Here is a 25,467-nt window from a genome sequence, read left to right on the forward strand (position 1 = left end):
ACATTCATCCGATTGGAGAAGCCCCATGGCTACCGTTGCTGTCACCGATGCCACCTTTGACGCCGAAGTGCGCCAGTCCGACATCCCTGTCGTGGTCGACTTTTGGGCCGAATGGTGCGGCCCGTGCAAGCAGATCGGCCCGGCCCTGGAAGAGATCAGCGAAGAAATGGCTGGCAAGATCAAGATCGTTAAAGTGAACGTTGACGAAAACCCGAACTCCCCCGCCCAGATGGGCGTCCGCGGTATTCCGGCGCTGTTCGTGTTCAAGAACGGCGAAGTCGTATCAAACAAAGCCGGTGCGGCACCAAAAGCATCGATCAAAGGCTGGATCGAAGACGCAATCTAAAGATTGCAGCGACAGAACATCAAAGGGCGTCCCGCTTGGGGCGCCTTTCTTTGCGATGTGTTGACAAACGGGCCAACCGTTGTCCCATAAAACACTGGCGATCTTTTCGCGCGCTTCTACGGCAGGTCGCCCTGCGTTGATCGACATGTGTTGCAGAAACCACCAGATATAAGCGTCGAACGCGGCACCACTGCGCCAGTTAGCAAAGGCGCGATCCTCGCCGTCGCGGGGCACATTGCCTGCAATATGGTGGAAATCTATCTGCGCGAACAAAACCGCCGGTTTGTGAAAGAAAAATCCAGCAAACGCGACGCTGGAATTTTGCGTAACAACCAGTTTGCAGGCATTCAGACATGTTACCATGTCCTGACGACTGATCGTGATATTCGGATATTGCGCCGACACATCCTGCAAGGCACGGCGGTCGGCATTGGAATAAACTTCATTCGGGTGAAGGGTCAAAATGACTTCGTTTTCGGCAAACCGTTCTGCCGTTTTTGCAACCATGACCAGCGGGCTGCAGCTTTGAAAGCTGCGATGTTTCCGGATCATGCCTTGCAGCGGGATATAGACCGGCCCGTCTGATACCGGCGCGGTGCTGGCAACCGGATACAACCGTTTGCGCCAGAAATTGGCAAACCGCCGTGCCTCTGCCTGTTCGATGTCATCCGGTCGAAACGAAGTAACGGCAACCTTCCATTCCCAGCGCCGGCCAGAGGATTCAATCTGCCAAAACGGGTAGTAATAGGACCGCCGCAGCGTCAACGCGCGCGGGTGTGTCGGATCATCCATGTGAAACAGGGCATAGCCCGGCAAATCCTGCGAAGCGCGGCGCGCCTTTTCCGAATTGGGATGATAGAACACCCGCATACCGGCATCTGACAGAGTTCTGACGATCAAGTTGATAAAATTATGCTTTCCAGCCTGCGCACTTTCGAGCAGGCCGGGGTCGAGATAAAAGGTCACGTCAAAGGGTTGGTCCATGACGCAGACGCTATGGCCCTGCCTAGGTGCAATCAAGGCCTGACCTTGCCCCGGACAGGTCCGGTGTCCATATAGCCAATGAACTTAACACAAGAGGTATCCATGAGCCGCGAAGATTTCCCTGGCTGGCACGGGACCACGATCATCGGTGTGCGCAAGGGTGGCAAAGTCGTCATCGCGGGCGACGGGCAGGTCAGCCTTGGCCAGACCGTTATCAAGGGCACCGCGCGCAAGGTCCGCAGGTTAAGTGTGAAAGGCAATGATGTGATCGTCGGGTTTGCCGGATCAACTGCCGATGCCTTTACGCTGCTGGAACGGCTAGAAAAGAAGCTGGAAGCAACCCCGGGCCAGCTTCAGCGCGCCAGTGTCGAATTGGCGAAAGACTGGCGCACTGACAAATATCTGCAAAAGCTCGAAGCAATGCTGATCGTCACGGACGGCCGGGATCTTTACGTTATTACCGGTGCAGGCGATGTGCTGGAACCGGAACATGATGTTACTGCGATCGGTTCCGGCGGGAACTATGCCCTTGCTGCGGCACGGGCACTGATGGACAGCGATCTGGACGCCGAGGCGATTGCACGTAAAGCAATGGCGATTGCATCCGACATCTGCGTTTACACCAACGGCAAACTGACGGTGGAGTCCATTCCGGCATGATAGACCGCGACGACCTGCGTGCTGCAACTGCTGCCGGGGTCATCTCTGAGGCGCAGGCCGTGTCTTTGACTGCTTTAGCCCAAAGCCGGCATGCGGCGCAGACCGGCCTACGGCAGATCGACGAACCGTTCGAGCTGTTCAAAGGCTTCAACGAAATTTTTATCGTCGTTGGTCTGTGTATTCTTGCCGCTGGATGGAGCGCGACATTCGGCCTGTTTCTGACGCAGCAAGCGGCCAGCGCCCTAGCGATCGGCGCGCTGACGGCTGCTGTGATTTGGGCGCTGTCGGAATACTTTGTGCGGCGCCGCAGGATGGTGGCACCGTCAATCGTGCTTTGCATATTCTTTGCCATAACGGCGCTAGGCACGTTCACCGCCCACTTTGCCGAACCCTTTATGGTGATGCAACGTGACCTGACAAGCCTGCCCTGGCCTGCCATTTGCGCGACATTTGCCGTTCTAATCTATTGGGTCCGTTTTCGCGTGCCGTTCGCATTGGCAGTGGTTGCCGTTGGTATCTTTGCCAACGCAATCCTTTTTGCTGCAATTGCCCGCGGCACACCCGCAACATGGACCGAAATGTTCAAACTTTCCGCCAGCGGACCTTTTGCTTGGATCACGTTGATCGTTGGCTTCGCTGTTTTTGCCGTTGCGATGTGGTTTGACATGTCTGACCCTCACCGCGTGACGCGTCGGTCGTCCAATGGGTTCTGGTTACATCTGGTCGCAGCCCCGGCGCTTGTGAACACAATTGCGCTGTCGCTGCTGGACCAAGGGTCCGCCACATCGAACTTGATCCTATTGGGCGTGCTCGCATTCTTTGCGGCCGTTGCCATCGTGATTGACCGCCGTTCATTTTTGATCGCCGCTATCGGTTATATCGTCACCCTATCGCTGACGGTGTTTGAACCGGGCAATGCAGCCACGCCGATCCTGATACTTGGTATCGCGCTTTTAACGCTCGGTGCCTTTTGGCAACCCATTCGCGCCATCCTCTTGCGGCCATTGGCAGGGGTTTTGCCCCTGCACCGGTTACCGCCAACCCATTCAACAAAGGACTGATCATGACAGACCTGACCCCCCGCGAAATCGTGTCCGAACTGGACCGTTACATCATCGGCCAGAACGATGCGAAAAGGGCTGTTGCCGTCGCCCTGCGTAATCGCTGGCGGCGCAAGCAGTTGGGCGACGACCTGCGCGACGAAGTGTATCCCAAAAACATTCTGATGATCGGACCGACAGGCGTCGGAAAAACCGAAATCAGCCGCCGTTTGGCAAAACTGGCCCGCGCACCTTTCATCAAGGTCGAGGCAACCAAATTCACGGAAGTCGGTTATGTTGGCCGCGATGTCGAACAGATCATCCGCGACCTAGTGGAAAGCGCCATCGTGGAAACACGCGAATGGATGCGTGAAGATGTGAAGTCAAAAGCTGTTGATGCGGCGATGGAACGCGTCATTACAGCAGTCGCCGGAAAAGACGCGCGCGAAGGTACGCGTGATCTGTTCCGCAAAAAGCTGCGGGACGGTTTGCTGGATGACACCGTGATCGAGTTGGAGCTTACCGACACATCCAACCCGCTGGGCGGTTTTGAAATTCCGGGTCAACAGCCCGGTATGATGAATCTAGCGGATATGTTCGGTAAAATGTCAGGCGGTCGCACTGTGAAAAAGCGCATGACCGTTGCAGAAAGCTATGACGTGCTGATCGCGGATGAAGCGGACAAACTGCTGGACGACGAAAGCGTGACAAAGGCCGCCCTGGAGGCGGTAGAGCAGTCAGGCATCGTGTTTCTGGACGAAATTGATAAGGTCTGCGCGAAATCAGACGCCCGTGGTGCCGATGTTTCGCGTGAAGGTGTGCAGCGTGATTTGCTGCCCCTAATCGAAGGCACAACCGTCAGCACCAAACATGGGCCGATCAAGACGGACCACATCCTGTTTATCGCCTCTGGCGCGTTCCATGTGGCCAAACCATCCGATCTGTTGCCCGAATTGCAGGGCCGTCTGCCCATCCGTGTCGAATTGCAAGCCCTAACAGAGGACGATTTTGTCCGCATTCTGACGGAAACGGACAACGCGCTGACGTTGCAGTATTCTGCCCTTATGAAGACCGAGGATCTGACGGTCACATTTTCTACGGACGGCATTGCAGAGCTGGCAAAGATTGCAGCGGAAGTGAATGAAAGCGTCGAAAATATTGGTGCCCGCAGGCTTTATACCGTCATTGAACGGGTATTCGAAGATCTGTCCTTTACCGCGCCAGACCGGGGCGGCGAAGAGATCGTGATCGATGCGGCCTTTGTTGAAAAGCATGTCGGGGCCATGTCCCGATCCACGGATTTGTCGCGTTACGTGCTATAAGTTACCGCTACGGATCTTGCAGCGCGGACACACTGCTTAAGCGTCATGCATTGTGTTCGCGCCGTCTTGGACCCTGTGTTTCAATGCTGCCGAATTCGTTTGAGCCTACGTTGCAATGCGATCCCGGCAACGTGTGGTGCCGCGGTCATTTCCTGCGGCGCAGGTAGACGTAATAGGCCCCGTCACCACCGTGTTTCAGGTGAGCAGGGCGAACTTCCAATACTGCAGGTGCAAGCGGCTGAAGTTTGAGCCACTGCGGCACATACCGGCGCAACACACCGCGCCCCTCTGGCCCCCAGCCATCATCCAGCCGGCCTTTGCCGGTTATGACCAACACAAGCCGCTTGCCGGCGGCCTGTGCATTCAGGATGAACGCAATCAGTTCCGGATAAGCTTCGTCTTGGTACATGCCGTGCAGATCAAGGCGACCCTCGGGTTTTAGTTTGCCTGCCTTCATTCGCATAAAGTTCTTCGCGTCCATAGTGACAGGAGCGCTGCGTAGGCGTTCGCGCAGGGGCGGCAAGATATCATTGGGACGGGCGACATCGGCCTTGATCCCGGCTTTGAACGCAGCAACAGGCGGGCGTGCTGACATTTTTGCGGCTACGGGTGCAGGCTTTTCCTCTGGCGCAGGTTTTTGGACCGGGTGCAAAGGTTTGACCTGGCTGCGGACGTGATCCCAGACAGCTTTGTCGTCAGGCGAAAGATGCCGGGGCCGTCGCATCAGTAATCCAGCGGGTCAGTTACTTTGGCCAAAGCATACGAAATCGGCATCAGCACGACCATGCGGCCCGGATCCTTGACCGCGCCAGCGGCGGCACCGGCTGCGTCGCCGGTTCCATAATAGACATCGGCACGCTGGGCTCCTTTGATCGCCGATCCGGTATCCTGCGCCACCATCAGGCGGCGTAGGGGCGCAACACCTTCCTTTTCGATCCAGACCGGCGCGCCCAGCAGGGTAATCGCGGGATCGACTGCAATGCTGCGCATCGGCGTAATTGATCTGTTCATCGCGCCAAGCGGGCCTTTTTCCGGCGGAACTTCGTCTATCGGACGGAAAAAGACGTAAGAATCGTTCAGCCAAAGAAGCGATTGGCCTTCTTCTGAGTTATCCTTAACCCATTGGCGAATAACAGGAGACGACACTTGATCCAGCGTATAGATGCCGCGATCAACAAGCGCCCGCCCGACTGAGGTGTAATTGCGCCCATTCTTTCCAGCATAGCCGACGCGGATCATCCGGTTGTCCGGCAACCTGATCCGGCCAGACCCCTGGACCTGCAGAAAAAACAGATCGACCGGATCAGCCAGCCATGCAATTTCTAAATTGCGATTGGCGTAGGGCAGGGACTCCTCAATCTCTCGGCGGCTATAGGTGCCTTCGGTGCCGTCACCCGGCAAGCGATAGATCGGAAAGCGGTAGGTGTCATCGGGCGTCAAACTGCCTGCGATTTCAGGCTCGTAATAGCCCGTAAACAGCATCGGTTCGCCGTCTTCGATCAGGACAGGTTGAAAAAACGTTTCGAAATAATCGCGGGCAGCCGGGCCATCCTTGGCAAAGGTACACAGTTGCGCCCATTCGGGCCGGTCGATATCGCCGCAGGTCTGGGTGAAAACATCCAGCGCAGCGGCGTGATCATCATCGGCCCAGCCATCAAGATCGTCGAAGGTTAAAAACGTATAGCTTGGTTCAGCCATGGCGGCCCCCGTCATGCCAAGGGCCACAAAGGCCGTTCGCGCCAGACTTGCGATCATTCGCCAGTGGCAACAAGCCGCCAGTTCGGATCGTTGCTGTCCATCACGCGTGCAAAGGTCCAGACGTCCTTTTGCCGCTTGATCGCGTTGGCATCACCGTCGACGATATCGCCACCGTGATCGCGGACAACCCACGTCATTTCACCGGTAAAGCGGACCGTCAGCTCTGCCTCTTTCGTCTGAGGGTCAAAGGTCGCTTCCTTCAGCGCCAAATCACTTATGCCAACAAAGGTGGCCGTAACTGTCAGACCTTGATCGGCGCGCTGGTGCACAACGGATTCGAACGCTTCGAATACCTCCGGAGAGATGAAGTTTTTCACCTCGTCCAGATCGCCCCGCTCGAACGCCATGAGGATCATTTCATAAGCGGAACGGGCACCTGTGAGGAATTGAGAGACATTGAACGACGGATCGACCCGCTTCATCGCGGTCAAAGCTTGAGCAGTATCGCTGCCTTCGGCGGCGTGATCGGTAATGTCACGATCAGGCCCGCCTTCGATAACCTCGAAGTTGCTGCGGCGTGGATCGGATTTGATCTGATCAACCGGGACTTTCGGCTTTTCAAAACCCTCGCGCGTGCCAAGAACGCCGCGCAGACGCAGGATCAGGAAAAGGGCAATACCGGCAAGAACAAGCAGCTGGATGATCGGTGCGTTCATAGGATCCTCTTTCGGGAGCGGCTGGAAACCGTCGATTGTGTTTCCTATGTAGGTGTCACAACAGGCCAAGTCCACCTATGCGCCTGCGCCCGTGACCAAAGGACCCACAAATGCGACTGCTTCTGGCTTTTATCGCGATCCCGCTGATTGAAATCGCCCTGTTCATTCAGGTTGGCGGCCTAATTGGCTTGTGGCCAACCCTGGCAATCGTACTGCTGACCGCTGTTCTGGGATCCTATCTGGTACGGACACAAGGTGCCGCCGAGCTGGGGCGGCTGCGCCAATCCTTTTCGACGCTGCAAGACCCGGCAGAGCCACTGGCAAATGGTGCCATGATCCTGTTTGCAGGCGCTTTGCTGCTGACGCCCGGTTTTTTTACGGATGCATGCGGTTTTGCGCTGCTGGTGCCGGGAATCAGGGCCCGCGCGTTTCAGGCTATCAAGTCCCGTGTGCGGTTCGCGCAATTTGAAATGGGACCGCAGGGTCAGCAGCCACGCCCGCGATACGATGGACCAGACGACCGCGTCATTGACGGCGAATTTGAAACCATCGATCCCGACAAGCGTCCAACTCATGAAGCATCGGGCTGGACACGCCATTGAGCAACTTGCGGCTGCCTGTTATGCCTTGCCGTAATTAGAGTTGAGGAGACCTCAGATGGCTGAAAACGAAACATCGCAAGACGCAGCGCCCCAAGACACGGCAACGCAAAAGCCGGCGCAGCCGCCCGTCGTGACGAACCGGATAATCGCGCAATACGTGCGCGATATGTCATTCGAAAACATTCTGGCCCAGAAGGGTATCACTGGCGATGCAACGCCGGATATTCAGGCCCGCGTCGATGTAGATGCCCGCAAGCGCGGTGCCGACGATCAGTATGAGGTCATCACCAAGCTGAACATTACCAGCAAGACTAAGGAAAAGGGCGAAACGCTGTTCGTTCTGGAACTGGACTATGCTGGCGTGTTCCAGATTGGCGGCGTGCCTGACGATCAAATGGGTCCGTATCTGATGATCGAATGCCCGCGCCTGGTATTCCCTTATGTGCGAAAGCTAGTCGCTGACCTGACGCGCGAAGGTGGTTTTCAGTCACTGAACCTAGAGCAATTCGATTACGTCGCGCTTTACCGCGCAAAGCTGGCAGCCCAGATCGAAGCGCAGAAAAAAATGCAGGCCGAACAGCCGGTCAATTAAGCCCGCTTAGTTGAGCCGTTTCCACAACGCACCGTCGCCCAATTTCGCTACAAAAGCATCATGGGCGGCGGCTTCTTCTGCACTGAGACGAGAGGGCAGGGGGGTTTCACGGGGCGCAGCCCGCCACGATGTTGTCGTTTCCGCAGTATCAGTCTTGTTGGATTTTGCAGACAAAGCAAAGTCAGGCTGACGCCCGCCGATCAGTTCCAGATAGACTTCGGCCAATATTTCACTGTCGAGCAATGCGCCGTGCAAGGTTCGCGCGTCGTTATTGATGCCAAATCTGCGGCAAAGTGCATCCAGGGACGCCGGTGATCCTGGAAAACGGCGCCGCGCAATTGCTAACGTATCAAGCGCACGGTCCATGGCGATCAGCGGCTTTTTTACCCAGCCTAGTTCCGCATTCAGAAACTTCATATCGAATGCGGCGTTGTGGATCACCAATTTAGCGTCATCCCCGATGAAATCCAAAAAGTCCTGTGCGATGGCCGCGAAAACGGGCTTGTCACGCAGGAAGTCGTCACCAAGTCCGTGCACCTCGAACGCGCCCTGCGGCATGTATCGTTGCGGGTTGATGTATTGATGATAAGTCCGGCCAGAAGGCATGTGGTTAATCAATTCGACCGCACCGATTTCGACGATACGATCGCCGTCTTCAGGCTCGAAACCGGTGGTTTCAGTGTCTAAAACGATCTCACGCATGCGTATTTCCTGTCAGCTTTAGTATCAGGTTTTGCACGGCGCGGCGGGTGTCGTCCAGTGTCAGCGTCTCGATTACCACATCAGCCCGAACACGCTTTTCAGCATCCGGCATTTGCCGGCTTCGGATCATGTCAAAGGTTTCCTGTGTCATGCCGGGCCGCGCCAGAACCCGCGCTGCCTGAACATTCGCAGGCGCAGAAACCACAAGTACGGTATCGAGCCATGCATCTGCCTTTGTTTCAAACAAAAGTGGAATATCAAGAACGGCAAGCGCGCCGGTTTGCTGGCCCATGAAGGCATCCCGGTCTGTTTTTACCAGCGGATGAACAATGCTTTCCAAAGTTTCTAGGGATGTTGGATCTGCTTTCAAAATATCCTTCAACGCCGCGCGGTTTACAGAACCATCAACGACAGCAGAGGGGAATACCTTACCAATCGCGCCAACGGCAGCCCCCCCTACATCATAAAGGCGGTGAACTGCAGCGTCAGCGTCCCAGACAGGAATTCCGAAATCTCGGAACATATCGGCTGTCGTGCTTTTTCCCATTCCGATTGACCCGGTCAGCCCGATAAAATGGGTCATGCCAGAACAGCAGCCCGTAAGGCATCGTCAACTTCTGGTCGCTTGCCAAACCACCGTTCAAAGCCAGGCACACCTTGATGTAGCAACATTCCAAGCCCGTCTACAGTAACACACCCCATGGCAGCGGCAGTCTGCAATAATGGCGTCTGTAAAGGAGAATAGACAATATCGGTGACAACTGTGTGCGGTTGTAAGTTGTCAAGATTGACGCGCAACGCCGGTTGACCTGTCATTCCGAGTGATGTCGTATTGATGACGATTGCAGCGTCCTCGATGACGTCGCCAACCTTGACCCACTCGACGATGCGAATGCGTTGTCCAAACTCTGCTTTCAACGCTTCTGCCTTTGCGCGCGTACGGTTAGCCAGCAAAATCTGCGGAACGCCAGCATCAGCCAAAGCGACGATGATCGCACGTGCCGCGCCCCCTGCGCCCAGGACAAACGCAGGACCGGACTTCGGATCCCACTTCGGCGCCCCTTGGCGCACGTTGGACATGAAACCATATCCATCAGTGTTGTCTGCAAAAATACTGCCGTCATCCCGAAATGTAAGGGTATTTGCCGCACCGATCAGTGTGGCCCGATCCGATTGGTGGTCGGCAATCTGAAGAGCTGCAGTCTTATGTGGCAGTGTTACATTTGTACCGACAAATCCCATACGGGGCAGGGTGCGAAGAACGCGTTCCAGATCGCCTTCTATCACGTGAAGCGGGACGTAATCACCTGGCAGGCCATAGCGGCGTAGCCAGTGTTTATGCATCAGCGGCGAACGGGAATGACCAATCGGGTTTCCGATCACGCCAGCAAGGGGAAAGTCTGTTTTTATCATGCTGGCACTGTTCCGCGCAGCGTCAGATATGACAAGAGCTCTAACAAAGGCAGACCAAGGATATTGAAATAATCACCTTCAATGCGATGGAAGAGCCGCACGCCTTCTGCTTCGATCTGGTAGGCACCGACGCAGTGCCGAATGTCCTCCCAATTTCGCGATACATAATCGCGCAGATACGCATCACTTGCGTCGCGCATGTGTAAGCGAACCACACCGACATGGCGCCAGATCGGTTTGTCGTTCTCATAAATGACGGCAGCAGACAGAAGCTGATGAACGCTGCCGCGAAGTTGCGAAAGCTGCGCAATTGCATCGTCCTGGTTCACAGGCTTTGACAGGATATGCGAACCCTGTGCCAAAATTTGATCGCAACCGATCACGAGCGCGCCGGGATTGCGCGCCGAGACTTTTGCCGCCTTCATTTCTGCCAAAGCATCGGCAATATCTCTCGACGTGGCTCCTTCGGTCCGCAAAGCATCGCGCATTGCATCCTCGTCGACCCGCGGCAGGGCAGTTGTAAAGTTTAGCCCTGCATTGCGTAAAAGCGTAGCACGGATCGCCGATCCGCTGGCCAAGATCAGGGGTTCAGGCATGTGGAAAACTCTTGAACAAGTTGTGGTTCAAACTGGGGGTCAAGTAACCGCACCTTTGGTTTGATGAAAAGGGTATATGGAAGTTGGGATAAAATTCACCTTCATGAACAATTTCCTAACTTGGGGAAGGGATAAAGACCCTATGTGCGCAAGTCACGTGGTTTAAGTGAGTCAAGGACGACCATGGTAAATATTGCTATGGTGGTATGAGGTTAAATATCTGAAATATCTTGGTGAAATAATTAACCTAGCGTAAACTATGTGCCTTCGTAAGACATAAAGAGTGGGGATAAGTCTGCGTATGAATATTTAATCCACAGATTCTGTGCCTACCTATAACATCATCATCTTTTCTTTCTTTCTTTATTCTTTAAGGAAGTCATGACAACGATCGAGGATAAGTCATGGACTGGCTGGCACCCTACTACTCTTGGATTAAGGCGCTGCACGTCATGGCTGTTCTGGCCTGGATGGCCGGTTTGTTCTACCTTCCACGCCTTTTCGTTTATCATGCAGAGAGGGCGAAAGTCGGATCGGAGCTGGACCTTACCTTCCAAGTCATGGAGACGAAACTGCTGCGCGTGATCATGAACCCTGCCATGATGACAGCATGGGGTTGCGGGCTTTTGATGGTCGGCATGGGTGGCTTGGATTTCAATGCGGTTTGGGGTTGGGCTAAACTGATTGCAGTCCTTGCAATGACTGGTGCCCATATCTGGATGGCAGCGCGACGCCGTGACTTCGCCGAAGGACGAAATACCCGATCCGGTCGGACGTATCGAATCGCGAACGAAGTTCCGACCTTGCTGATGTTTGTTGCGGTTGTCGCTGTGATTGTCAGGCCATTTTAAGCTGCGTTGACTTTGTTCATTTGTTGGAATAGGCGTCTTTTACGCATCCCGTCCGGGATACATGCGCTTTCCCGATCCGATTTTGAAAAACGCCGCATGCGGCGCTGGAACCTTGCCAATGTCCGAACACCGTCTGAACCTTGCTGACTTGAAGGCACAAAGCCCGAAAGACCTTTTGGCGATGGCCGAAGAGTTGGAAATCGAAAACGCATCCACCATGCGCAAGGGCGATATGATGTTCGCAATTTTGCGCGAGCGGGCCGATGAAGAATGGCTAATCGGTGGTGACGGTGTTCTGGAAGTGCTTCAGGATGGATTTGGCTTTTTGCGATCACCAGAGGCGAACTACCTTCCTGGGCCAGATGACATTTATGTCTCTCCTGATATGATCCGCCAGTATTCTTTGTCGACCGGGGATACTGTTGAGGGTACGATGAAGGAACCCAATGATAATGAACGGTATTTCGCTTTAAAGACTGTTGAAAAAATCAATTTCGAGGATCCCGAGAAGACCAAACACAAGGTCGCTTTCGAAAATTTGACGCCGCTTTATCCGGACGAACGGTTAAAGATGGAAGTTGATAGCGAGCACGATAAAAAGGATCGGTCGGCAAGGATCATCGACTTAATTTCGCCAATCGGCAAAGGTCAGCGATCATTGATTGTTGCGCCGCCACGCACGGGTAAAACCGTTTTGCTGCAAAATATTGCGCATTCTATCGAGAAGAACCACCCAGAGATCTATCTGATTGTCCTTTTGATTGACGAGCGTCCTGAAGAAGTGACCGATATGCAGCGGAGCGTGAAAGGTGAGGTTGTTTCATCCACGTTCGACGAGCCGGCTACGCGGCACGTAGCGGTATCAGAGATGGTCATCGAAAAAGCCAAGCGTCTGGTCGAGCACAAGCGCGATGTCGTCATCCTACTTGACTCAATTACACGTTTGGGACGTGCTTTTAACACAACTGTTCCATCATCAGGTAAGGTTCTGACCGGCGGTGTTGACGCAAATGCACTGCAACGGCCGAAACGGTTTTTCGGTGCAGCCCGGAATATCGAAGAAGGCGGGTCGCTGACAATTATCGCAACTGCGTTGATTGATACGGGAAGCCGCATGGACGAGGTTATCTTTGAAGAGTTCAAAGGCACCGGCAACTCTGAAATTGTATTGGATCGTAAAGTGGCGGACAAACGGGTGTTCCCTGCGATGGATATCTTGAAATCCGGTACACGCAAAGAAGAGCTATTGGTAGAAAAGTCGGATCTTGCAAAGACATACGTGTTGCGCCGTATTCTGAACCCGATGGGGACGACAGATGCGATCGAATTCCTAATCGGGAAGTTGAAGCAAACCAAAACGAATGCTGATTTCTTTGATTCAATGAACACCTAGGTTAAATTACTGATAACAGGTTATCTTATGGATACGATCTATGCGCTCGCTACGGCCCCTGGCCGGGCGGGCGTTTCCGTTTTAAGACTGTCCGGCCCGCAAGCATTCGATATTGCGGGATTAATGGTGGGGAATGTTCCAGAATCGCGCGGTCTGCGGAACGTCCGCGACGCCGCCGGCGACATTTTGGATAAGGCGCTCATCCTGAGGTTTCCGGAAAATCGAAGTTTCACTGGCGAAGAGGTCATAGAGTTTCATCTGCACGGCAGCGTTGCCATTACGAAAGCTGTTTCGCAAAGGCTTGCTGCTTTGGGCGCTCGTCTGGCAGAAGCGGGCGAATTTACGCGGCGCGCGCTGGATAATGGGCAACTTGATCTTGCCCAAGTGGAAGGACTGGCCGACCTGATTGACGCCGAGACTGAAGCGCAGCGTAAGCAGGCGATGGCTGTTTTTAGCGGTGTCCTTGGTGAACTTGCAGAAACTTGGCGCAAAGACTTAATACGGGCTGCTGCGCTTGTGGAAGCAACTATCGATTTTGTCGATGAAGATGTTCCAGTTGACGTCTATCCGGAAGTTGGAACGCTTTTGGCGCAAACTAAAGCGAAAATGGCCGAGCAAGTTAACGGGGTTGTTGCCGCAGAGCGGATCCGCAACGGGTTCGAGGTTGCAATTATTGGAAGGCCAAATGTTGGGAAGTCAACTCTCCTCAATCGATTGGCGGGACGTGCCGCTGCTATTACCTCGGAAATTGCAGGTACGACCCGCGATGTTATTGAGGTGAGAATGGACTTGGGCGGGCTACCGGTCACGCTACTTGATACCGCTGGTGTGCGGGACACTGATGATATCGTTGAAGCACTTGGTGTGACATTGGCTATTGATCGCGCGCGTTCGGCTGATCTGCGAGTATTTTTAGTCGAAGACGAAACTGATTTACCATTCGAACCAGAGAACCATGATGTTACTGTGAAGGCGAAGGTCGATGGTACAGGTGAGGGGGTCTCAGGTCTCACTGGTCACGGCGTCGATAAGCTGGTTCAGAATATCACAGATCGTTTGGCGCGTTTGAGTTCCGGTGCGAGCGTAGCTATACGTGATCGCCATCGGCAAGCGATGGAAACGGCTGTTAAGCATATTACAGATGCGGAAGAGATGATCGAACATGGCGGTCCAACAGATTTGATCGCCGACGACCTTCGGTTTTCAATACGCGCAGTTGACATGATCGTTGGTCGGGTAGATGTAGAGGACCTTCTAGACGAAATATTTCGCAGCTTTTGCATCGGGAAGTGAGGTGTTTCACGTGAAACATTTTGACGTAATTGTAATCGGCGGGGGACATGCGGGCTGTGAAGCAGCTCTTGCAGCAGCTCGATTTGGTGCAAATACAGCTCTTGTCACGATGTCGTTCGATGGTATCGGCGTTATGTCCTGCAACCCTGCTATCGGGGGGCTCGGCAAAGGGCATCTCGTCCGTGAAGTTGATGCCCTCGGCGGCGCAATGGGTCAGGTGGCTGATGCATCAGGAATCCAATTCCGACTGCTGAACCGGACAAAAGGCCCTGCAGTTCAAGGACCTAGAACCCAATCTGACCGTGTGCTTTATAAAAGCAAAATGCAGATGGTCGTTCGTGGACAGAAAAACCTTGTGACCATCGAAGGCGAGGTTGTCGATTTTTCCGCTGATTCAGACGGCGTTAAGTCGGTGATATTAGCTGATGGATCGGAAATATCCACAAAGGCAATTGTTCTTACGACGGGAACGTTTCTGCGCGGCGTCATTCATATTGGTGACAAGCAGCATGAAGGCGGACGCATGGGCGATCGCGCTTCTTTGCGTATGGCACAGCGCCTAGATGATCTTGGCTTGCAGATGGGACGGTTGAAAACTGGAACGCCGCCACGTCTAGACGGAAAGACAATAGACTGGACGTCGCTGGAGCACCAAGCAGGCGATGCAGAACCCGTACTATTTTCGTTTTTAAGGCAGGGGGAACTCGTCCGGCAGATTTCGTGCGGCATTACGCATACGACAAATGAAACGCATGATATTATCAGGAACAATCTAGATAAGTCGGCGATGTATGGCGGTCATATTAGCGGGGTTGGCCCCCGATACTGCCCCTCGATTGAGGATAAGGTCACAAGGTTTGCCGATAAATCCTCTCATCAAGTCTTTTTGGAACCAGAGGGACTTTCGACAGATACTGTGTATCCAAATGGAATATCGACTTCTTTGCCGATAGACGTCCAAGCAGCGTACATCAAGTCCATCCCTGGTTTGAAAAATGCGGTTATTCAGCAACCTGGTTATGCGATCGAATACGACTACGTTGACCCGCGCAACCTAACAGCTGGATTGGAATTGCGTGAATGCTCAGGCCTGTTTTTGGCAGGCCAGATCAATGGGACAACCGGTTACGAAGAAGCAGCTGCGCAGGGTCTAGTCGCAGGCCTGAATGCCGCGCGTAAAGCTGGTGGCGAAACTGAGTTCGTTTTCAGCCGGACGACTTCTTATATCGGTGTGATGATCGACGACTTGACCACAAAGGGTGTGACCGAGCCGTATCGCATGTTTACGTCAAGGGCAGAGTTCCGTCTTGCTTTACGGGCTGATAATGCGGATCAAAGGCTTACGCCGACCGGAAGAGAGTTAGGTCTGGTCCCCGAATATCGCTGGCAAGTCTTTTCCGAAAAGATGTCCGCTATCCGGAATGCTGAAGATACCCTTTCGAAGGTGTTTCTAACGGGGGGCGAACTTGCAGCTGCTGGCATAAATGTTAATTCACATAGTCAAAAACGATCAGCGCTTGAAGCTCTTTCGCTTGCTGATTTTGACTTCGAAGCGCTGCAGAAAATTTGCCCCGATGCAAATAGAATTCAACCTGACGTTGGCCGACAGATTAAGAACGATGCCCTCTATGCACACTACATCAAGCGCCAACAGCGTGATGTAGACGCGCTACAGCGTCACGAAGATATGGTAATCCCATCCGACTTTTCATTCCAAGGGCTATCGGGGCTTTCGAATGAATTGAAATTGAAGCTTGTTCTCCTGAAGCCACGCAATATGGCGCAGATTAATCAAATGGAGGGGATGACGCCAGCGGCTGCCCTTTTAATTGTCGCAGCCTTACAGCGTGCGGTTGTAAAGGATGCGGTCTGATGGCGGATAACTTGGCGTTGTCAGATGTTTCACGTGAAACAATGACCCAGCTGCAACTTTATCAGGATTTGCTTGTTAAGTGGACTTCTAAAATAAATCTGATTGCACCATCGACGATCGAAAGTTCATGGGAAAGACATGTCATCGACTCTGCACAGGTTTTTAAATACGTTCCATTAGGTGCCTTACACCTCGTTGATATTGGAAGCGGCGGTGGCTTACCCGGATTGGTAATTGCAATCTTGGCCAAAGAACGCATGCCTGGGTTAGCAATTACTCTTATCGAAAGCGATCAGCGAAAGGCCGCTTTTTTACGCACGGTCGCGCGAGAATTGGACCTAGCTGTTTCAATAAAAGCAGAACGGATCGAGGCTGTGACAGATGTTCGGGCAGATGTTTTGACTGCCAGAGCTCTCGCACCTTTGCTAAATCTGTTGTCTTATGGAAAGCAGCTTTTGAACGACGACGGTCTAGCACTGTTTCAAAAAGGAAAGTCGTTCCAACAAGAGATATCTCAGGCTCGGACAAGTTGGAGTTTTGATTTACAGGAATTTCCAAGCGAGACCGACGACGAAGCCCGTATTTTGCAGATCAAGGATATCCGCCGTGTCATCAACTGATCAAATCAGTGCAAAAATAATTGCAGTAGCTAATCAGAAGGGGGGGGTCGGCAAGACTACGACCACTATTAACCTCGGTGCTGCACTTGCCGAACATGGCCAAAACGTGTTGCTGATTGATCTCGACCCACAGGGTAATGCATCGACTGGTTTAGGTGTTACGCCTGATCGTCGTGCTATTACGACTTATGACTTTCTTGTCGGTGATGCTTCACCATCAGAGGCTATTCAACCCACGTCCGTTACAAACCTATCTATTATTCCAGCGACCACGGATTTAAGTTCCGCCGACATTGAACTTATCTCAAACGAAAAAAGATCGTTTCTTCTATTTGATGCACTACGCCAACTTCCGATGGATGCATTCGCGTTCGATTACATTCTTATCGACTGCCCGCCATCTTTGAACATTCTTACGGTCAACGCGATGGTTGCCGCCCACGCCGTGATTGTCCCCCTGCAGAGCGAATTCTTCGCCCTTGAAGGCCTTTCACAACTGATGCTCACGATCAGAGAGGTACGGCAAACCGCGAATAAATCACTTCGCATCGCCGGGATCGTTTTAACGATGTATGATCGACGCAATAATCTTTCACAGCAGGTCGAAGCAGACGCGCGGGAAAACCTGGGCGGACTTGTTTATACGACAGTTATTCCCCGTAACGTCCGGCTAAGCGAAGCGCCTTCCTATGCTTTGCCTGCACTGGTGTATGATTCAAACTCTGCCGGTTCACAGGCATACCGTGAACTTGCTTTGGAAGTGATGGCTAAAGATAATATACAATTGAAAAGGGTCAGCTGATGGCGACGCCACCTAAATCACGCGGCTTGGGCCGCGGCCTTTCAGCACTTATGGCAGATGTAGCGGTTGACGAATCTGCTGATACACCATCTGGTCCCCGCCGTGCCGATATGATGGTTCCAGTCGAAAAAATCCGCCCGAATCCGGACCAGCCGCGCCGAACCTTTGATCCAGAAGCACTCTCCGATCTTGCGGATTCCATTCGCGAAAAAGGAGTGATTCAGCCGCTTATCGTTCGGGTCGCCCCCGAAGATCCCGACCTCTTTGAGATTGTCGCAGGAGAGCGCCGTTGGCGCGCGTCTCAAATGGCGCAGCTTCATGAACTGCCCGTTCTGGTAAGAGACTTTAATGATACGGAAGTTCTCGAAATTGCAATTATCGAGAACATTCAACGTGCTGACCTAAACCCGGTGGACGAGGCTGCCGGATACCGGCAACTTATGGATCGCTTTGGGCATACCCAAGAGCAACTGGCGACGGCGCTTGGTAAAAGCCGCAGTCATATTGCGAACCAGATGCGTTTGTTACAGCTGCCGGCAGAGGTGCTCGATTGGCTTTCCGACGGAAAATTAACTGCCGGACACGCGCGCACGCTTGTTGGTCATCCCGAAGCCAAATCCTTAGCCCAGCAAATCATTGGCAAACAAATGTCGGTGCGCGAAGCCGAACGGCTTACGAAAAAAGGGCCTCCCACAGAACGCCGCAGCTCTCAAGCACGAAGCAAGGACAAGGATCCCGATACGGTCATGTTGGAAAAAGAGCTGTCGGCGGCGCTTGGTATGGGTGTCAGCATTGACCATGCAGCTGGGCAAGAGGGCGGTAAACTTACCGTAACTTACAAAACGCTGGCGCAGCTTGATGATTTGATGCGCCAGCTGACTGGCGATTAATCTGCCAATATTTCGCGCAGGACGCCGTTCAAAACGGGGCGTCCTGCGTCGGTGACGCGTAGTCGTTCTGAATCATCCGCGACCAGACCCAATTCCACCATATGACGGATGCGTTTTGAAGCAACGTCGACGCCATTTGACGTAAGCCGGGTTTTGTTTAAGCCTTCGCGCAGCCGTAATCCCATTAGCAGCATTTCAGTTCGATGATCGGAAGCTGTGACAATCTCCCGCGCGGCTTCGCCCGATCCGGTCTGTTCGACCTGTGTCAGCCATGCCGTTGGGCCAAGGGGCGTCGACGTCGACCAACGCGTCTGACCAAGTGTTAGCCGGCCATGTGCGCCGGGCCCCATACCAATATAGTCACCAGATTGCCAATAAATGCGGTTATGAACGCTTGATGCGCCAGCACGGGCATGATTTGAAACTTCGTAGCCGTCGAAACCGGCACCGCCACACATGTCCTGGGTCATCAGGTACATATCGGCACCCAAGTCATCTGTAGGCAGCCCTGAAAGTTGTCCGGCTGCCGCCCGGGCACCAAATACTGTCCCGTCTTCAATTGTCAGCTGGTAAAGTGAAAGGTGATCGACAGCCATCGACAGTGCCTGCGACAGTTCGGATTCCCAATCAGCAAGGGATTGATCTTGCCGCGCATAAATCAGATCAAAGCTGACGCGCTCAAACACATTACGCGCAATAGTAAAGGCTGCTTGGGCTTCCCGCGCCGTATGCATCCTGCCAAGACGACGAAGATCGAGATCGTTCAAAGCCTGAACACCCAAGGATACGCGATTGACCCCCGCGTCGCGATATCCGGTAAACCGTCCCGCTTCGACAGAGGTTGGATTGGCCTCGAGAGTAATTTCGATGTCGTTGGCAAACGGCCAACATGCTCTGATTTCACGCAAAACTGAATCTACAAGCTCGGGGGACATCATGCTTGGCGTGCCACCGCCAAAGAAAACAGACTGCAAAACCCGACCTTCAGTCTGGGCGGCAAGGCGACGAATTTCGCTCAGATAGGCCGCCTGCCAACGCGCTTCGTCGATGTTTGCAACGACATGTGAATTAAAGTCGCAATAGGGGCACTTTGCTTTGCAGAATGGCCAATGCAGATACAGGCCGAACCCGCCTTCGCGCCAATCGTCTGCCGGGATAAGATCAGTCAAAGCAATCCGCCAATAGTTTAGCAAAGGCATCCGCGCGGTGGCTGATCTTGTTCTTTTCCCAGCGGTCCATCTCTCCAAATGTCACGGCGTAGCCGTCAGCCTGAAAGATTGGGTCATAGCCGTGCCCTTGATCGCCACGTGGCGGCCAAACAATTTGGCCGGGTATCACGCCGGGGAAAACCTCTTCATGACCATCAGGCCAGGCTAAAACTAATGTGCAGCAAAATTGCGCAGTTCTGGGGGCAGGGGGCCCAACCGCCATCAGTTCGCGCCATGCCCGGTCCATTGCCATCGGAAAATCACGACCACTTGGCGTTTCAGCCCAATCCGCCGTATAAACGCCGGGCGCGCCAGCAAGGGCATCGATCATCAGTCCACTGTCATCAGCCAGTGCGGGAAGCCCGGTCGCTTTTGCTGCCGCATGTGCCTTGATGCGTGCATTGCCGACAAAGGTCGTTTCAGTCTCATCCGGCTCTGGCAGGCCATAATCTGCGTTGCACGTTAATACGACGCCATAGGGCGACAGCAGGTCGGCGATCTCTTCCAGTTTGCCTTTGTTGTGGGTGGCAATAACCAGCTCTTTTCCCTGAAACTTCCTCATTTTACGGCGTCCAGTTGAACGCTGTTCAGCGCGGCAATGCCCGTTTCCGCGAGGTCCAGAAGCTTGTCCATCTGGCTCCGGCTAAAGGTTGCCCCTTCAGCAGACATCTGCACTTCGACCAGCTTGCCCGCCGTCATGATGAAATTGCCATCAACACCGGCTTCGGAATCTTCAGGGTAGTCCAGATCAAGTATTTCTTGCCCGGCATAGATTCCGCAGGAAATTGCAGCAACCGGATCGACCAGCGGGTCGCTGATGACAATTCCAGCCTTCATCAACTGGTTGACGGCCAGTTTCAAAGCAACCCAACCCCCTGTGATAGAGGCACAACGTGTGCCGCCGTCAGCCTGGATGACGTCACAATCGACTGTAATCTGACGCTCGCCAAGTGCGACGCGGTCAACACCTGCGCGCAGCGAACGTCCTATCAGGCGCTGAATTTCCTGTGTGCGGCCGCTTTGCCCATTCTTCGCTTCGCGGCGCATCCTGGTGTGCGTTGCACGCGGTAGCATGCCATATTCTGCCGTAACCCAGCCAAGACCAGAGTTTTTCAAAAAGGGCGGGACGCGCTCGTCGATCGTCGCAGTGCAAAGAACATGGGTATCCCCCATACGGATCAGACAGGACCCTTCCGCATGACGTGTGACGCCGGTTTCAATGCTGACATCACGCATTTGATCGATCTTACGGCCGGATGGGCGCATGGGTCTGGTCCTTTCTAGGTTGCGTTCGTCGGATACGCCGCCCATCTATGAAATCCAAGCCCGATTGACGCCGTGTGCTGACACGCTTTAATGACATCGCCTTGAATTGGACGCCCATGCCGCACCTGACGCCACTTATCGATGACATGAACGCCCGCTCTCGCGAGGTGTTTCGCCGCATTGTCGAAGGCTACCTTGAAACCGGTGCGCCCGTCGGCAGCCGGACATTGACACGAACCTTGTCAGAACAGGTCAGCGCGGCAACGATCCGCAATGTGATGAACGATCTGGAATACCTGGGTTTGCTTGGGAGCCCTCATGTCTCTGCTGGCCGCGTGCCGACACAGCTTGGGCTGCGCATGTTTGTCGATGGCTTGCTTGAAGTAGGCGATCTGTCGGGTGAGGATCGTTCCAGGATCGATCAGACACTAGGCGGTAACGATGATGACGTTGGTGCGATGCTTGACAGGGTCGGATCTGCTTTATCGGGCGTGACTCAGGTTGCCAGCCTTGTCCTGACGCCGAAACACGAAGCTCCGATCCGTCATATCGAATTTGTTTCCTTGTCTTCGACACGAGCGTTAGTTGTGCTGGTCTTTGCTGATGGTCATGTCGAAAACCGGATTTTTACGCCCCCTGTAGGTCAAACCCCCAGTTCCATGCGTGAAGCAGCCAATTTTTTGAATGCCATTGCAGAGGGGCAAACCCTGTCCAGCCTCGGCGGCGTCATCACAAGAGAGATCAAGGCAAGGCGCCGTGAAATCGATGCGCTGGCCGCAGAACTTGTCCAGTCCGGTGCAGTGCTGTGGGAAAATGAAGGTGAACACAATGAACGCCTAATCGTCCGTGGTCGGGGTAACCTGCTCGGGGATGCGGACCAGGCCGGGGATATTGACCGGATCCGAAGTCTTTTTGATGATCTTGAACGCAAACGCGATATTGCACAGTTCCTCGAATTAGCAGAGGACGGCGACGGCGTTCGTATTTTTATCGGCTCCGAAAACAAACTTTTCTCACTTTCGGGTTCCTCTTTGGTCGTTTCTCCTTATATGAACGCCGACCGTAAGATCATCGGCGCCGTGGGCGTCATTGGTCCGACAAGGCTGAATTACGGGCGCATCGTGCCCATCGTGAATTATACCGCACAGCGGGTCGGCCAGATGATCGCCGACCGCACCTGACAGGAAGTGACAATGTCCGACGAAAATACCGAACCAATGTCCCTTGATGATCTGGCCGCCGAAGGCGATGCCATGGACGCCGCAGGCGACGACGTTTTGGCCCGTATTGCGACGATCGAGGCAGAGCGTGACGACATGCGCGACAAGTGGATGCGCGCATTGGCTGATGCGGAAAATACGCGCAAGCGTGCCGATCGTGACCGTAAAGAGGCAGAAAACTATGGCTCGTCGCGACTTTCACGCGATTTGTTGCCGGTTTACGACAACATGCGGCGTGCCTTGCAGTCCGCCGAAGAAGCCGAGAAGGCCGTGAATGCCGCCCTGCTGGAAGGGGTGGAGTTGACGATGCGCGAGCTGATTTCTGTTTTCAAGAAGCATGGCATCGACCCGATCGTTCCCGAGGTCGGCGACAAGTTTGATCCGAACGTGCACCAGGCCATGTTCGAGGCACCCGTTCCCGGTACGAAAGCCGGCCACATCATTCAGGTGTCAACAGAAGGTTTCATGCTGCACGACCGCCTGCTGCGTCCTGCCCAGGTCGGCGTATCGTCGATGCCGGCAAGCTGATTGATCGCCGCGTGATGCGCGGCAATCGGCCGGGGGCTTTGCCCCCGGACCCCCAGGATATTTAAAACCAGAAGAAGTGCAGGACCCAGCCGCTGCTGCGTCGTTATTTGTCTGGCTGCGTCAAAAGTCCGCGTAATTCATAGACGAGCGCCAGCGCGTCTTTTGGTGTCAAATCGTCCGGCATGATATGGCGCAGGCGATCCTCAATTACTGATTGCTTTGCGGGCGCGGGCGCCGAGGCTGGTGGTGTCGCCGCAAACAGGGGCAAATCGTCGATGACGGCGCGGCGCGTGGTACCGCCTTCGCGTTCACCCTTTTCAAGAGCTTCCAGTACGACCTTTGCCCGTGCCACCACGGCTTGCGGAAGGCCGGCAAGGCGGGCGACCTGCACGCCATAGCTGCGGTCAGCTGTACCTTTCCTGACTTCGTGCAGGAATATGACGTCGCCATCCCATTCCTTAACGCTTACCGTGGCATTATCGACGCCATCAAGTTTGTTGGAAAGGTTGCTCATTTCATGATAGTGGGTTGCGAACAGTGCGCGACAGCGGTTGACGTCGTGCAAATGTTCCAGCGTCGCCCATGCAATGGAAAGACCGTCGTAAGTCGCGGTGCCGCGGCCGATTTCATCGAGGATTACCAAGGCACGATCGTCCGCCTGGTTAAGGATCGCTGCAGTTTCAACCATTTCAACCATAAAGGTTGATCGCCCGCGTGCCAGATCATCCGATGCGCCGACGCGGCTGAAGATTTGGCTGACGATGCCGATATGCGCCGTCGCGGCGGGAACAAATGCACCAATTTGAGCTAGGACAGCAATCAATGCGTTCTGGCGTAGATACGTGGATTTACCGGCCATGTTTGGGCCAGTCAGCAGCCAGATGGGCGTTTCGGTCAGTTCACAATCGTTGGCAACGAAGGGCGTGCCTGATTTGCGAAGCGCTTCCTCTACCACGGGGTGTCTGCCGCCGGTAATGTGGAATGCACGACTGTCGTCAATCACGGGGCGCACCCAGCCGTCCTGCCGCGCCATATGCGCAAAAGAGGCGGCAAGATCGATTTCCGCAATGGCGCAAGCAAGCTGACCCAATGTTGCCTGATGCGACAATATGTGCGCCGACAGGTTGGAATAGAGCCGTTTTTCAACGTCGAGTGCCTCGCCTCCGGCATTCAGGATGCGCGACTCGATTTCGTTAAGCTCAACCGTCGTGAAACGGACCTGATTGGCGGTGGTTTGCCGGTGAATGAAGATGTTGGATAGCGGCGGTGCCAGCATCCGGTCAGCGTGGGCTGCAGTGGTTTCAATAAAATAACCAAGCACATTGTTGTGCTTGATCTTTAGCGCGTTGATACCGGTCTGCGCGATAAAGTCGGCCTGCATTTGCGCAATCACGCTGCGACCTTCGTCCCGAAGCTGCCGTGCAGAATCCAGCCCTTCATCGTAGCCTGGCGCAATGAAGCCGCCATCCCGGGCCAGCAGCGGGGGCTCTGCAACGAGGGCTGCATCCAGCAGGTCAAGCAGTTCGTCGTGACCGATCAAATCGCGTTGCGCAGCCGAGAGTAGGTCCGGCAAATCGGCTTGGCTCAGCGTCTGGTGCAGGATAACAGCCTGAGCAATCGTGTTGCGAATGGCGGCCATGTCGCGCGGACCGCCGCGTTCCAGCGCCAGCCGTGACAGGGCGCGGTCCAGATCATGGACGCCGCGCAGTTGATCGCGCAGATCGGCGGTCAGCGCGGGGTTTGCGCACAGCGCAGCAACGGCTTCTTGTCGCGCGCTGATCACATCCATCCGCCGCGATGGGGCAGAAAGCCTACGGTCCAGAAGGCGCGCCCCTGCGGCTGTCATTGTCCGGTCGATTGCGTCCAGAAGCGACCCGGTGCGGCCACCGGCCATGGTCTGCGTCAGTTCAAGCGATCGACGGGTTGCGGCATCAATCTGCATAATTGCGGCGCGTTGTTCCTGTACCGGGGGGCGCAGCAAGGGCAAGTTGCCTTTTTGCGTAATCTCTAGGTAAGCTGCAAGGCCCGCGAGAGCCGCCACTTCTGCCCGGCTAAAACTGCCGAAGGCGTCCAACGATCCGACGGTAAAAATGGCGCACAGCCGCTTTTCGCCCTGCGTGCTGTCGAATGCGGAACGCCCAAGCGATGTCAGGCTGCCGCCTGCGTCATCCACGATATCGCGAAAGTCCGGCTCTGTGCCATCCGCGACCAGCACTTCCTTTGGGGAAAGGCGGGCGAGTTCGGGGCCAAGGTTCACCGCGGGGCATTCCATGACGCGCAACGCACCGGTCGAAATATCGACCCAGGCCAGTGCCGTGATGTCGCGCACCTGTGCAATCGCGGCCAGAAAATTGTGCCGGCGGGCATCCAGCAGCGTGTCTTCGGTCAATGTGCCGGGCGTAACTAGTCGCACGACGTCGCGGCGAACAACCGATTTCGACCCGCGCTTTTTCGCCTCTGCGGGGTCTTCCATTTGCTCGCATACGGCAACGCGAAACCCCTTGCGGATCAACGTAAGCAAATAACCTTCGGCGCTGTGCACGGGCACGCCGCACATTGCAATATCGTTGCCTAGATGCTTGCCCCGTTTCGTCAATGCAATGTCCAGCGCAGCGGCAGCGGCGACGGCATCATCGAAGAACATTTCGTAAAAATCACCCATCCGGTAGAACAGGATGGCATCAGGATAGCCCTGTTTCAGGTCCAGATATTGCGCCATCATCGGCGTCACAGTTTCGGTCATAGTATCCCCCGGCATTGCTGTTTTGCTATCACCCGATCCCCCGCGATGAAAGCCGTGCTTGAGCGGTGAAGGCACCCGCGCTACACCTGATCGTTCATGACCGGGAGGG

Annotated in this window: 27 protein-coding genes; 15 read left to right on the top strand and 12 right to left on the bottom strand. The window is 54.5% G+C overall.

The window, feature by feature from the left end:
- Positions 1 to 25 precede the first annotated feature (25 nt).
- Positions 26 to 346, top strand: a complete 321-nt coding sequence (gene trxA, locus SJY10_RS02000) for a thioredoxin (protein ID WP_386679340.1) — start codon at positions 26 to 28, stop codon at positions 344 to 346.
- Here trxA and SJY10_RS02005 read toward each other — a convergent pair.
- Entirely contained in the window at positions 284 to 1,330 is a 1,047-nt protein-coding gene (locus SJY10_RS02005) for a hypothetical protein (RefSeq protein WP_386679341.1), read from the bottom strand. The two genes, trxA and SJY10_RS02005, sit on opposite strands and share 63 nt — an antisense overlap.
- 102 nt (positions 1,331 to 1,432) lie before the next feature.
- Here SJY10_RS02005 and hslV point away from each other — a divergent pair, with 102 nt between their 5' ends.
- From hslV to hslU, 3 genes are read left to right on the top strand one after another with little or no spacing between them, the layout of a single operon-like run.
- Complete coding sequence (gene hslV, locus SJY10_RS02010; RefSeq protein WP_386679342.1) at positions 1,433 to 1,990, top strand: ATP-dependent protease subunit HslV; 558 nt, start codon at positions 1,433 to 1,435, stop codon at positions 1,988 to 1,990.
- Positions 1,987 to 3,051, top strand: a complete 1,065-nt coding sequence (locus SJY10_RS02015; RefSeq protein ID WP_386679343.1) for a hypothetical protein — start codon at positions 1,987 to 1,989, stop codon at positions 3,049 to 3,051. The genes hslV and SJY10_RS02015 overlap by 4 nt, the downstream gene beginning before the upstream one ends.
- A 2-nt stretch (positions 3,052 to 3,053) precedes the next feature.
- On the top strand, positions 3,054 to 4,352 hold the full coding sequence (gene hslU / locus SJY10_RS02020) for an ATP-dependent protease ATPase subunit HslU (RefSeq protein ID WP_386679344.1): 1,299 nt from the start codon (positions 3,054 to 3,056) through the stop codon (positions 4,350 to 4,352).
- Between the two features lie 145 nt (positions 4,353 to 4,497).
- On the opposite strand, the gene SJY10_RS02025 is transcribed toward hslU, so the two are convergent.
- Genes SJY10_RS02025 through SJY10_RS02035 form a run of 3 tightly spaced genes read right to left on the bottom strand, consistent with a single transcriptional unit; the run spans position 4,498 to position 6,766 of the window.
- Complete coding sequence (locus SJY10_RS02025) at positions 4,498 to 5,076, bottom strand: Smr/MutS family protein (RefSeq protein WP_386679345.1); 579 nt, start codon at positions 5,074 to 5,076, stop codon at positions 4,498 to 4,500.
- Positions 5,076 to 6,107 carry a murein transglycosylase A gene (locus SJY10_RS02030; RefSeq protein WP_386679346.1) on the bottom strand — a complete coding sequence of 344 codons (1,032 nt, stop codon included), beginning with the start codon at positions 6,105 to 6,107 and terminating at the stop codon, positions 5,076 to 5,078. The genes SJY10_RS02025 and SJY10_RS02030 overlap by 1 nt, the downstream gene beginning before the upstream one ends.
- Positions 6,104 to 6,766: a Tim44/TimA family putative adaptor protein gene (locus SJY10_RS02035; RefSeq protein WP_386679347.1), complete on the bottom strand. Its 663-nt coding sequence runs from the start codon at positions 6,764 to 6,766 to the stop codon at positions 6,104 to 6,106. The genes SJY10_RS02030 and SJY10_RS02035 overlap by 4 nt, the downstream gene beginning before the upstream one ends.
- 110 nt (positions 6,767 to 6,876) lie before the next feature.
- Here SJY10_RS02035 and SJY10_RS02040 point away from each other — a divergent pair, with 110 nt between their 5' ends.
- Together SJY10_RS02040 and secB are read left to right on the top strand one after the other, a co-directional pair.
- Positions 6,877 to 7,368 carry an FxsA family protein gene (locus SJY10_RS02040; RefSeq protein WP_386679348.1) on the top strand — a complete coding sequence of 164 codons (492 nt, stop codon included), beginning with the start codon at positions 6,877 to 6,879 and terminating at the stop codon, positions 7,366 to 7,368.
- A gap of 55 nt (positions 7,369 to 7,423) precedes the next feature.
- Positions 7,424 to 7,960: a protein-export chaperone SecB gene (gene secB, locus SJY10_RS02045; protein WP_386679349.1), complete on the top strand. Its 537-nt coding sequence runs from the start codon at positions 7,424 to 7,426 to the stop codon at positions 7,958 to 7,960.
- Between the two features lie 6 nt (positions 7,961 to 7,966).
- Here the strand turns inward: secB and dnaQ are convergent, their stop codons facing one another.
- The 4 genes from dnaQ to SJY10_RS02065 are packed head-to-tail and all read right to left on the bottom strand — an operon-like array spanning position 7,967 to position 10,671.
- The gene (gene dnaQ / locus SJY10_RS02050; protein WP_386679350.1) at positions 7,967 to 8,662 is read right to left on the bottom strand and encodes a DNA polymerase III subunit epsilon; all 696 of its coding nucleotides are present in this window, start codon (positions 8,660 to 8,662) and stop codon (positions 7,967 to 7,969) included.
- On the bottom strand, positions 8,655 to 9,245 hold the full coding sequence (gene coaE, locus SJY10_RS02055) for a dephospho-CoA kinase (protein WP_386679351.1): 591 nt from the start codon (positions 9,243 to 9,245) through the stop codon (positions 8,655 to 8,657). Before coaE ends, dnaQ begins: the two co-directional genes overlap by 8 nt.
- The gene (locus SJY10_RS02060) at positions 9,242 to 10,075 is read right to left on the bottom strand and encodes a shikimate dehydrogenase (RefSeq protein WP_386679352.1); all 834 of its coding nucleotides are present in this window, start codon (positions 10,073 to 10,075) and stop codon (positions 9,242 to 9,244) included. Before SJY10_RS02060 ends, coaE begins: the two co-directional genes overlap by 4 nt.
- On the bottom strand, positions 10,072 to 10,671 hold the full coding sequence (locus tag SJY10_RS02065) for a Maf family protein (protein ID WP_386679353.1): 600 nt from the start codon (positions 10,669 to 10,671) through the stop codon (positions 10,072 to 10,074). The genes SJY10_RS02060 and SJY10_RS02065 overlap by 4 nt, the downstream gene beginning before the upstream one ends.
- Positions 10,672 to 11,075: 404 nt before the next feature.
- Here SJY10_RS02065 and hemJ point away from each other — a divergent pair, with 404 nt between their 5' ends.
- From hemJ to SJY10_RS02100, 7 genes are all read left to right on the top strand, one after another.
- Entirely contained in the window at positions 11,076 to 11,522 is a 447-nt protein-coding gene (gene hemJ, locus SJY10_RS02070; RefSeq protein ID WP_386679354.1) for a protoporphyrinogen oxidase HemJ, read from the top strand.
- A 118-nt stretch (positions 11,523 to 11,640) separates the two neighbouring features.
- The gene (gene rho / locus SJY10_RS02075; RefSeq protein ID WP_386684451.1) at positions 11,641 to 12,915 is read left to right on the top strand and encodes a transcription termination factor Rho; all 1,275 of its coding nucleotides are present in this window, start codon (positions 11,641 to 11,643) and stop codon (positions 12,913 to 12,915) included.
- A 27-nt stretch (positions 12,916 to 12,942) separates the two neighbouring features.
- Positions 12,943 to 14,208 (top strand): tRNA uridine-5-carboxymethylaminomethyl(34) synthesis GTPase MnmE, encoded by a 1,266-nt coding sequence (gene mnmE, locus SJY10_RS02080; RefSeq protein WP_386679355.1) that lies wholly within the window; start codon positions 12,943 to 12,945, stop codon positions 14,206 to 14,208.
- 1 nt (position 14,209) lies between these two features.
- A complete protein-coding gene (gene mnmG / locus SJY10_RS02085) occupies positions 14,210 to 16,081 on the top strand; it encodes a tRNA uridine-5-carboxymethylaminomethyl(34) synthesis enzyme MnmG (RefSeq protein WP_386679356.1) in 1,872 nt (623 codons plus the stop codon).
- Positions 16,081 to 16,701, top strand: a complete 621-nt coding sequence (rsmG, locus tag SJY10_RS02090) for a 16S rRNA (guanine(527)-N(7))-methyltransferase RsmG (RefSeq protein ID WP_386679358.1) — start codon at positions 16,081 to 16,083, stop codon at positions 16,699 to 16,701. Before mnmG ends, rsmG begins: the two co-directional genes overlap by 1 nt.
- Positions 16,688 to 17,503, top strand: a complete 816-nt coding sequence (locus tag SJY10_RS02095; protein ID WP_386679360.1) for a ParA family protein — start codon at positions 16,688 to 16,690, stop codon at positions 17,501 to 17,503. Before rsmG ends, SJY10_RS02095 begins: the two co-directional genes overlap by 14 nt.
- Positions 17,503 to 18,393 (top strand): ParB/RepB/Spo0J family partition protein, encoded by an 891-nt coding sequence (locus SJY10_RS02100; RefSeq protein WP_386679362.1) that lies wholly within the window; start codon positions 17,503 to 17,505, stop codon positions 18,391 to 18,393. The genes SJY10_RS02095 and SJY10_RS02100 overlap by 1 nt, the downstream gene beginning before the upstream one ends.
- On the opposite strand, the gene hemW is transcribed toward SJY10_RS02100, so the two are convergent.
- From hemW to rph, 3 genes are read right to left on the bottom strand one after another with little or no spacing between them, the layout of a single operon-like run.
- A complete protein-coding gene (gene hemW / locus SJY10_RS02105) occupies positions 18,390 to 19,592 on the bottom strand; it encodes a radical SAM family heme chaperone HemW (protein ID WP_386679364.1) in 1,203 nt (400 codons plus the stop codon). The genes SJY10_RS02100 and hemW overlap by 4 nt on opposite strands.
- Positions 19,555 to 20,163 (bottom strand): RdgB/HAM1 family non-canonical purine NTP pyrophosphatase, encoded by a 609-nt coding sequence (gene rdgB, locus SJY10_RS02110; protein ID WP_386679366.1) that lies wholly within the window; start codon positions 20,161 to 20,163, stop codon positions 19,555 to 19,557. Before rdgB ends, hemW begins: the two co-directional genes overlap by 38 nt.
- On the bottom strand, positions 20,160 to 20,867 hold the full coding sequence (rph, locus tag SJY10_RS02115; protein WP_386679368.1) for a ribonuclease PH: 708 nt from the start codon (positions 20,865 to 20,867) through the stop codon (positions 20,160 to 20,162). Before rph ends, rdgB begins: the two co-directional genes overlap by 4 nt.
- Positions 20,868 to 20,983: 116 nt before the next feature.
- Here rph and hrcA point away from each other — a divergent pair, with 116 nt between their 5' ends.
- Both hrcA and SJY10_RS02125 read left to right on the top strand, forming a co-directional pair.
- Positions 20,984 to 22,048 (top strand): heat-inducible transcriptional repressor HrcA, encoded by a 1,065-nt coding sequence (gene hrcA, locus SJY10_RS02120; protein WP_386684453.1) that lies wholly within the window; start codon positions 20,984 to 20,986, stop codon positions 22,046 to 22,048.
- A gap of 12 nt (positions 22,049 to 22,060) precedes the next feature.
- The gene (locus SJY10_RS02125; RefSeq protein WP_386679370.1) at positions 22,061 to 22,615 is read left to right on the top strand and encodes a nucleotide exchange factor GrpE; all 555 of its coding nucleotides are present in this window, start codon (positions 22,061 to 22,063) and stop codon (positions 22,613 to 22,615) included.
- A gap of 103 nt (positions 22,616 to 22,718) precedes the next feature.
- Here SJY10_RS02125 and mutS read toward each other — a convergent pair whose 3' ends face one another.
- Positions 22,719 to 25,358, bottom strand: coding sequence for a DNA mismatch repair protein MutS (mutS, locus tag SJY10_RS02130; protein ID WP_386679372.1), 2,640 nt, complete (start codon positions 25,356 to 25,358; stop codon positions 22,719 to 22,721).
- Positions 25,359 to 25,467: the final 109 nt, after the last annotated feature.

Source organism: Loktanella sp. R86503 (assembly GCF_042466455.1).
GTDB lineage: Bacteria > Pseudomonadota > Alphaproteobacteria > Rhodobacterales > Rhodobacteraceae > Loktanella.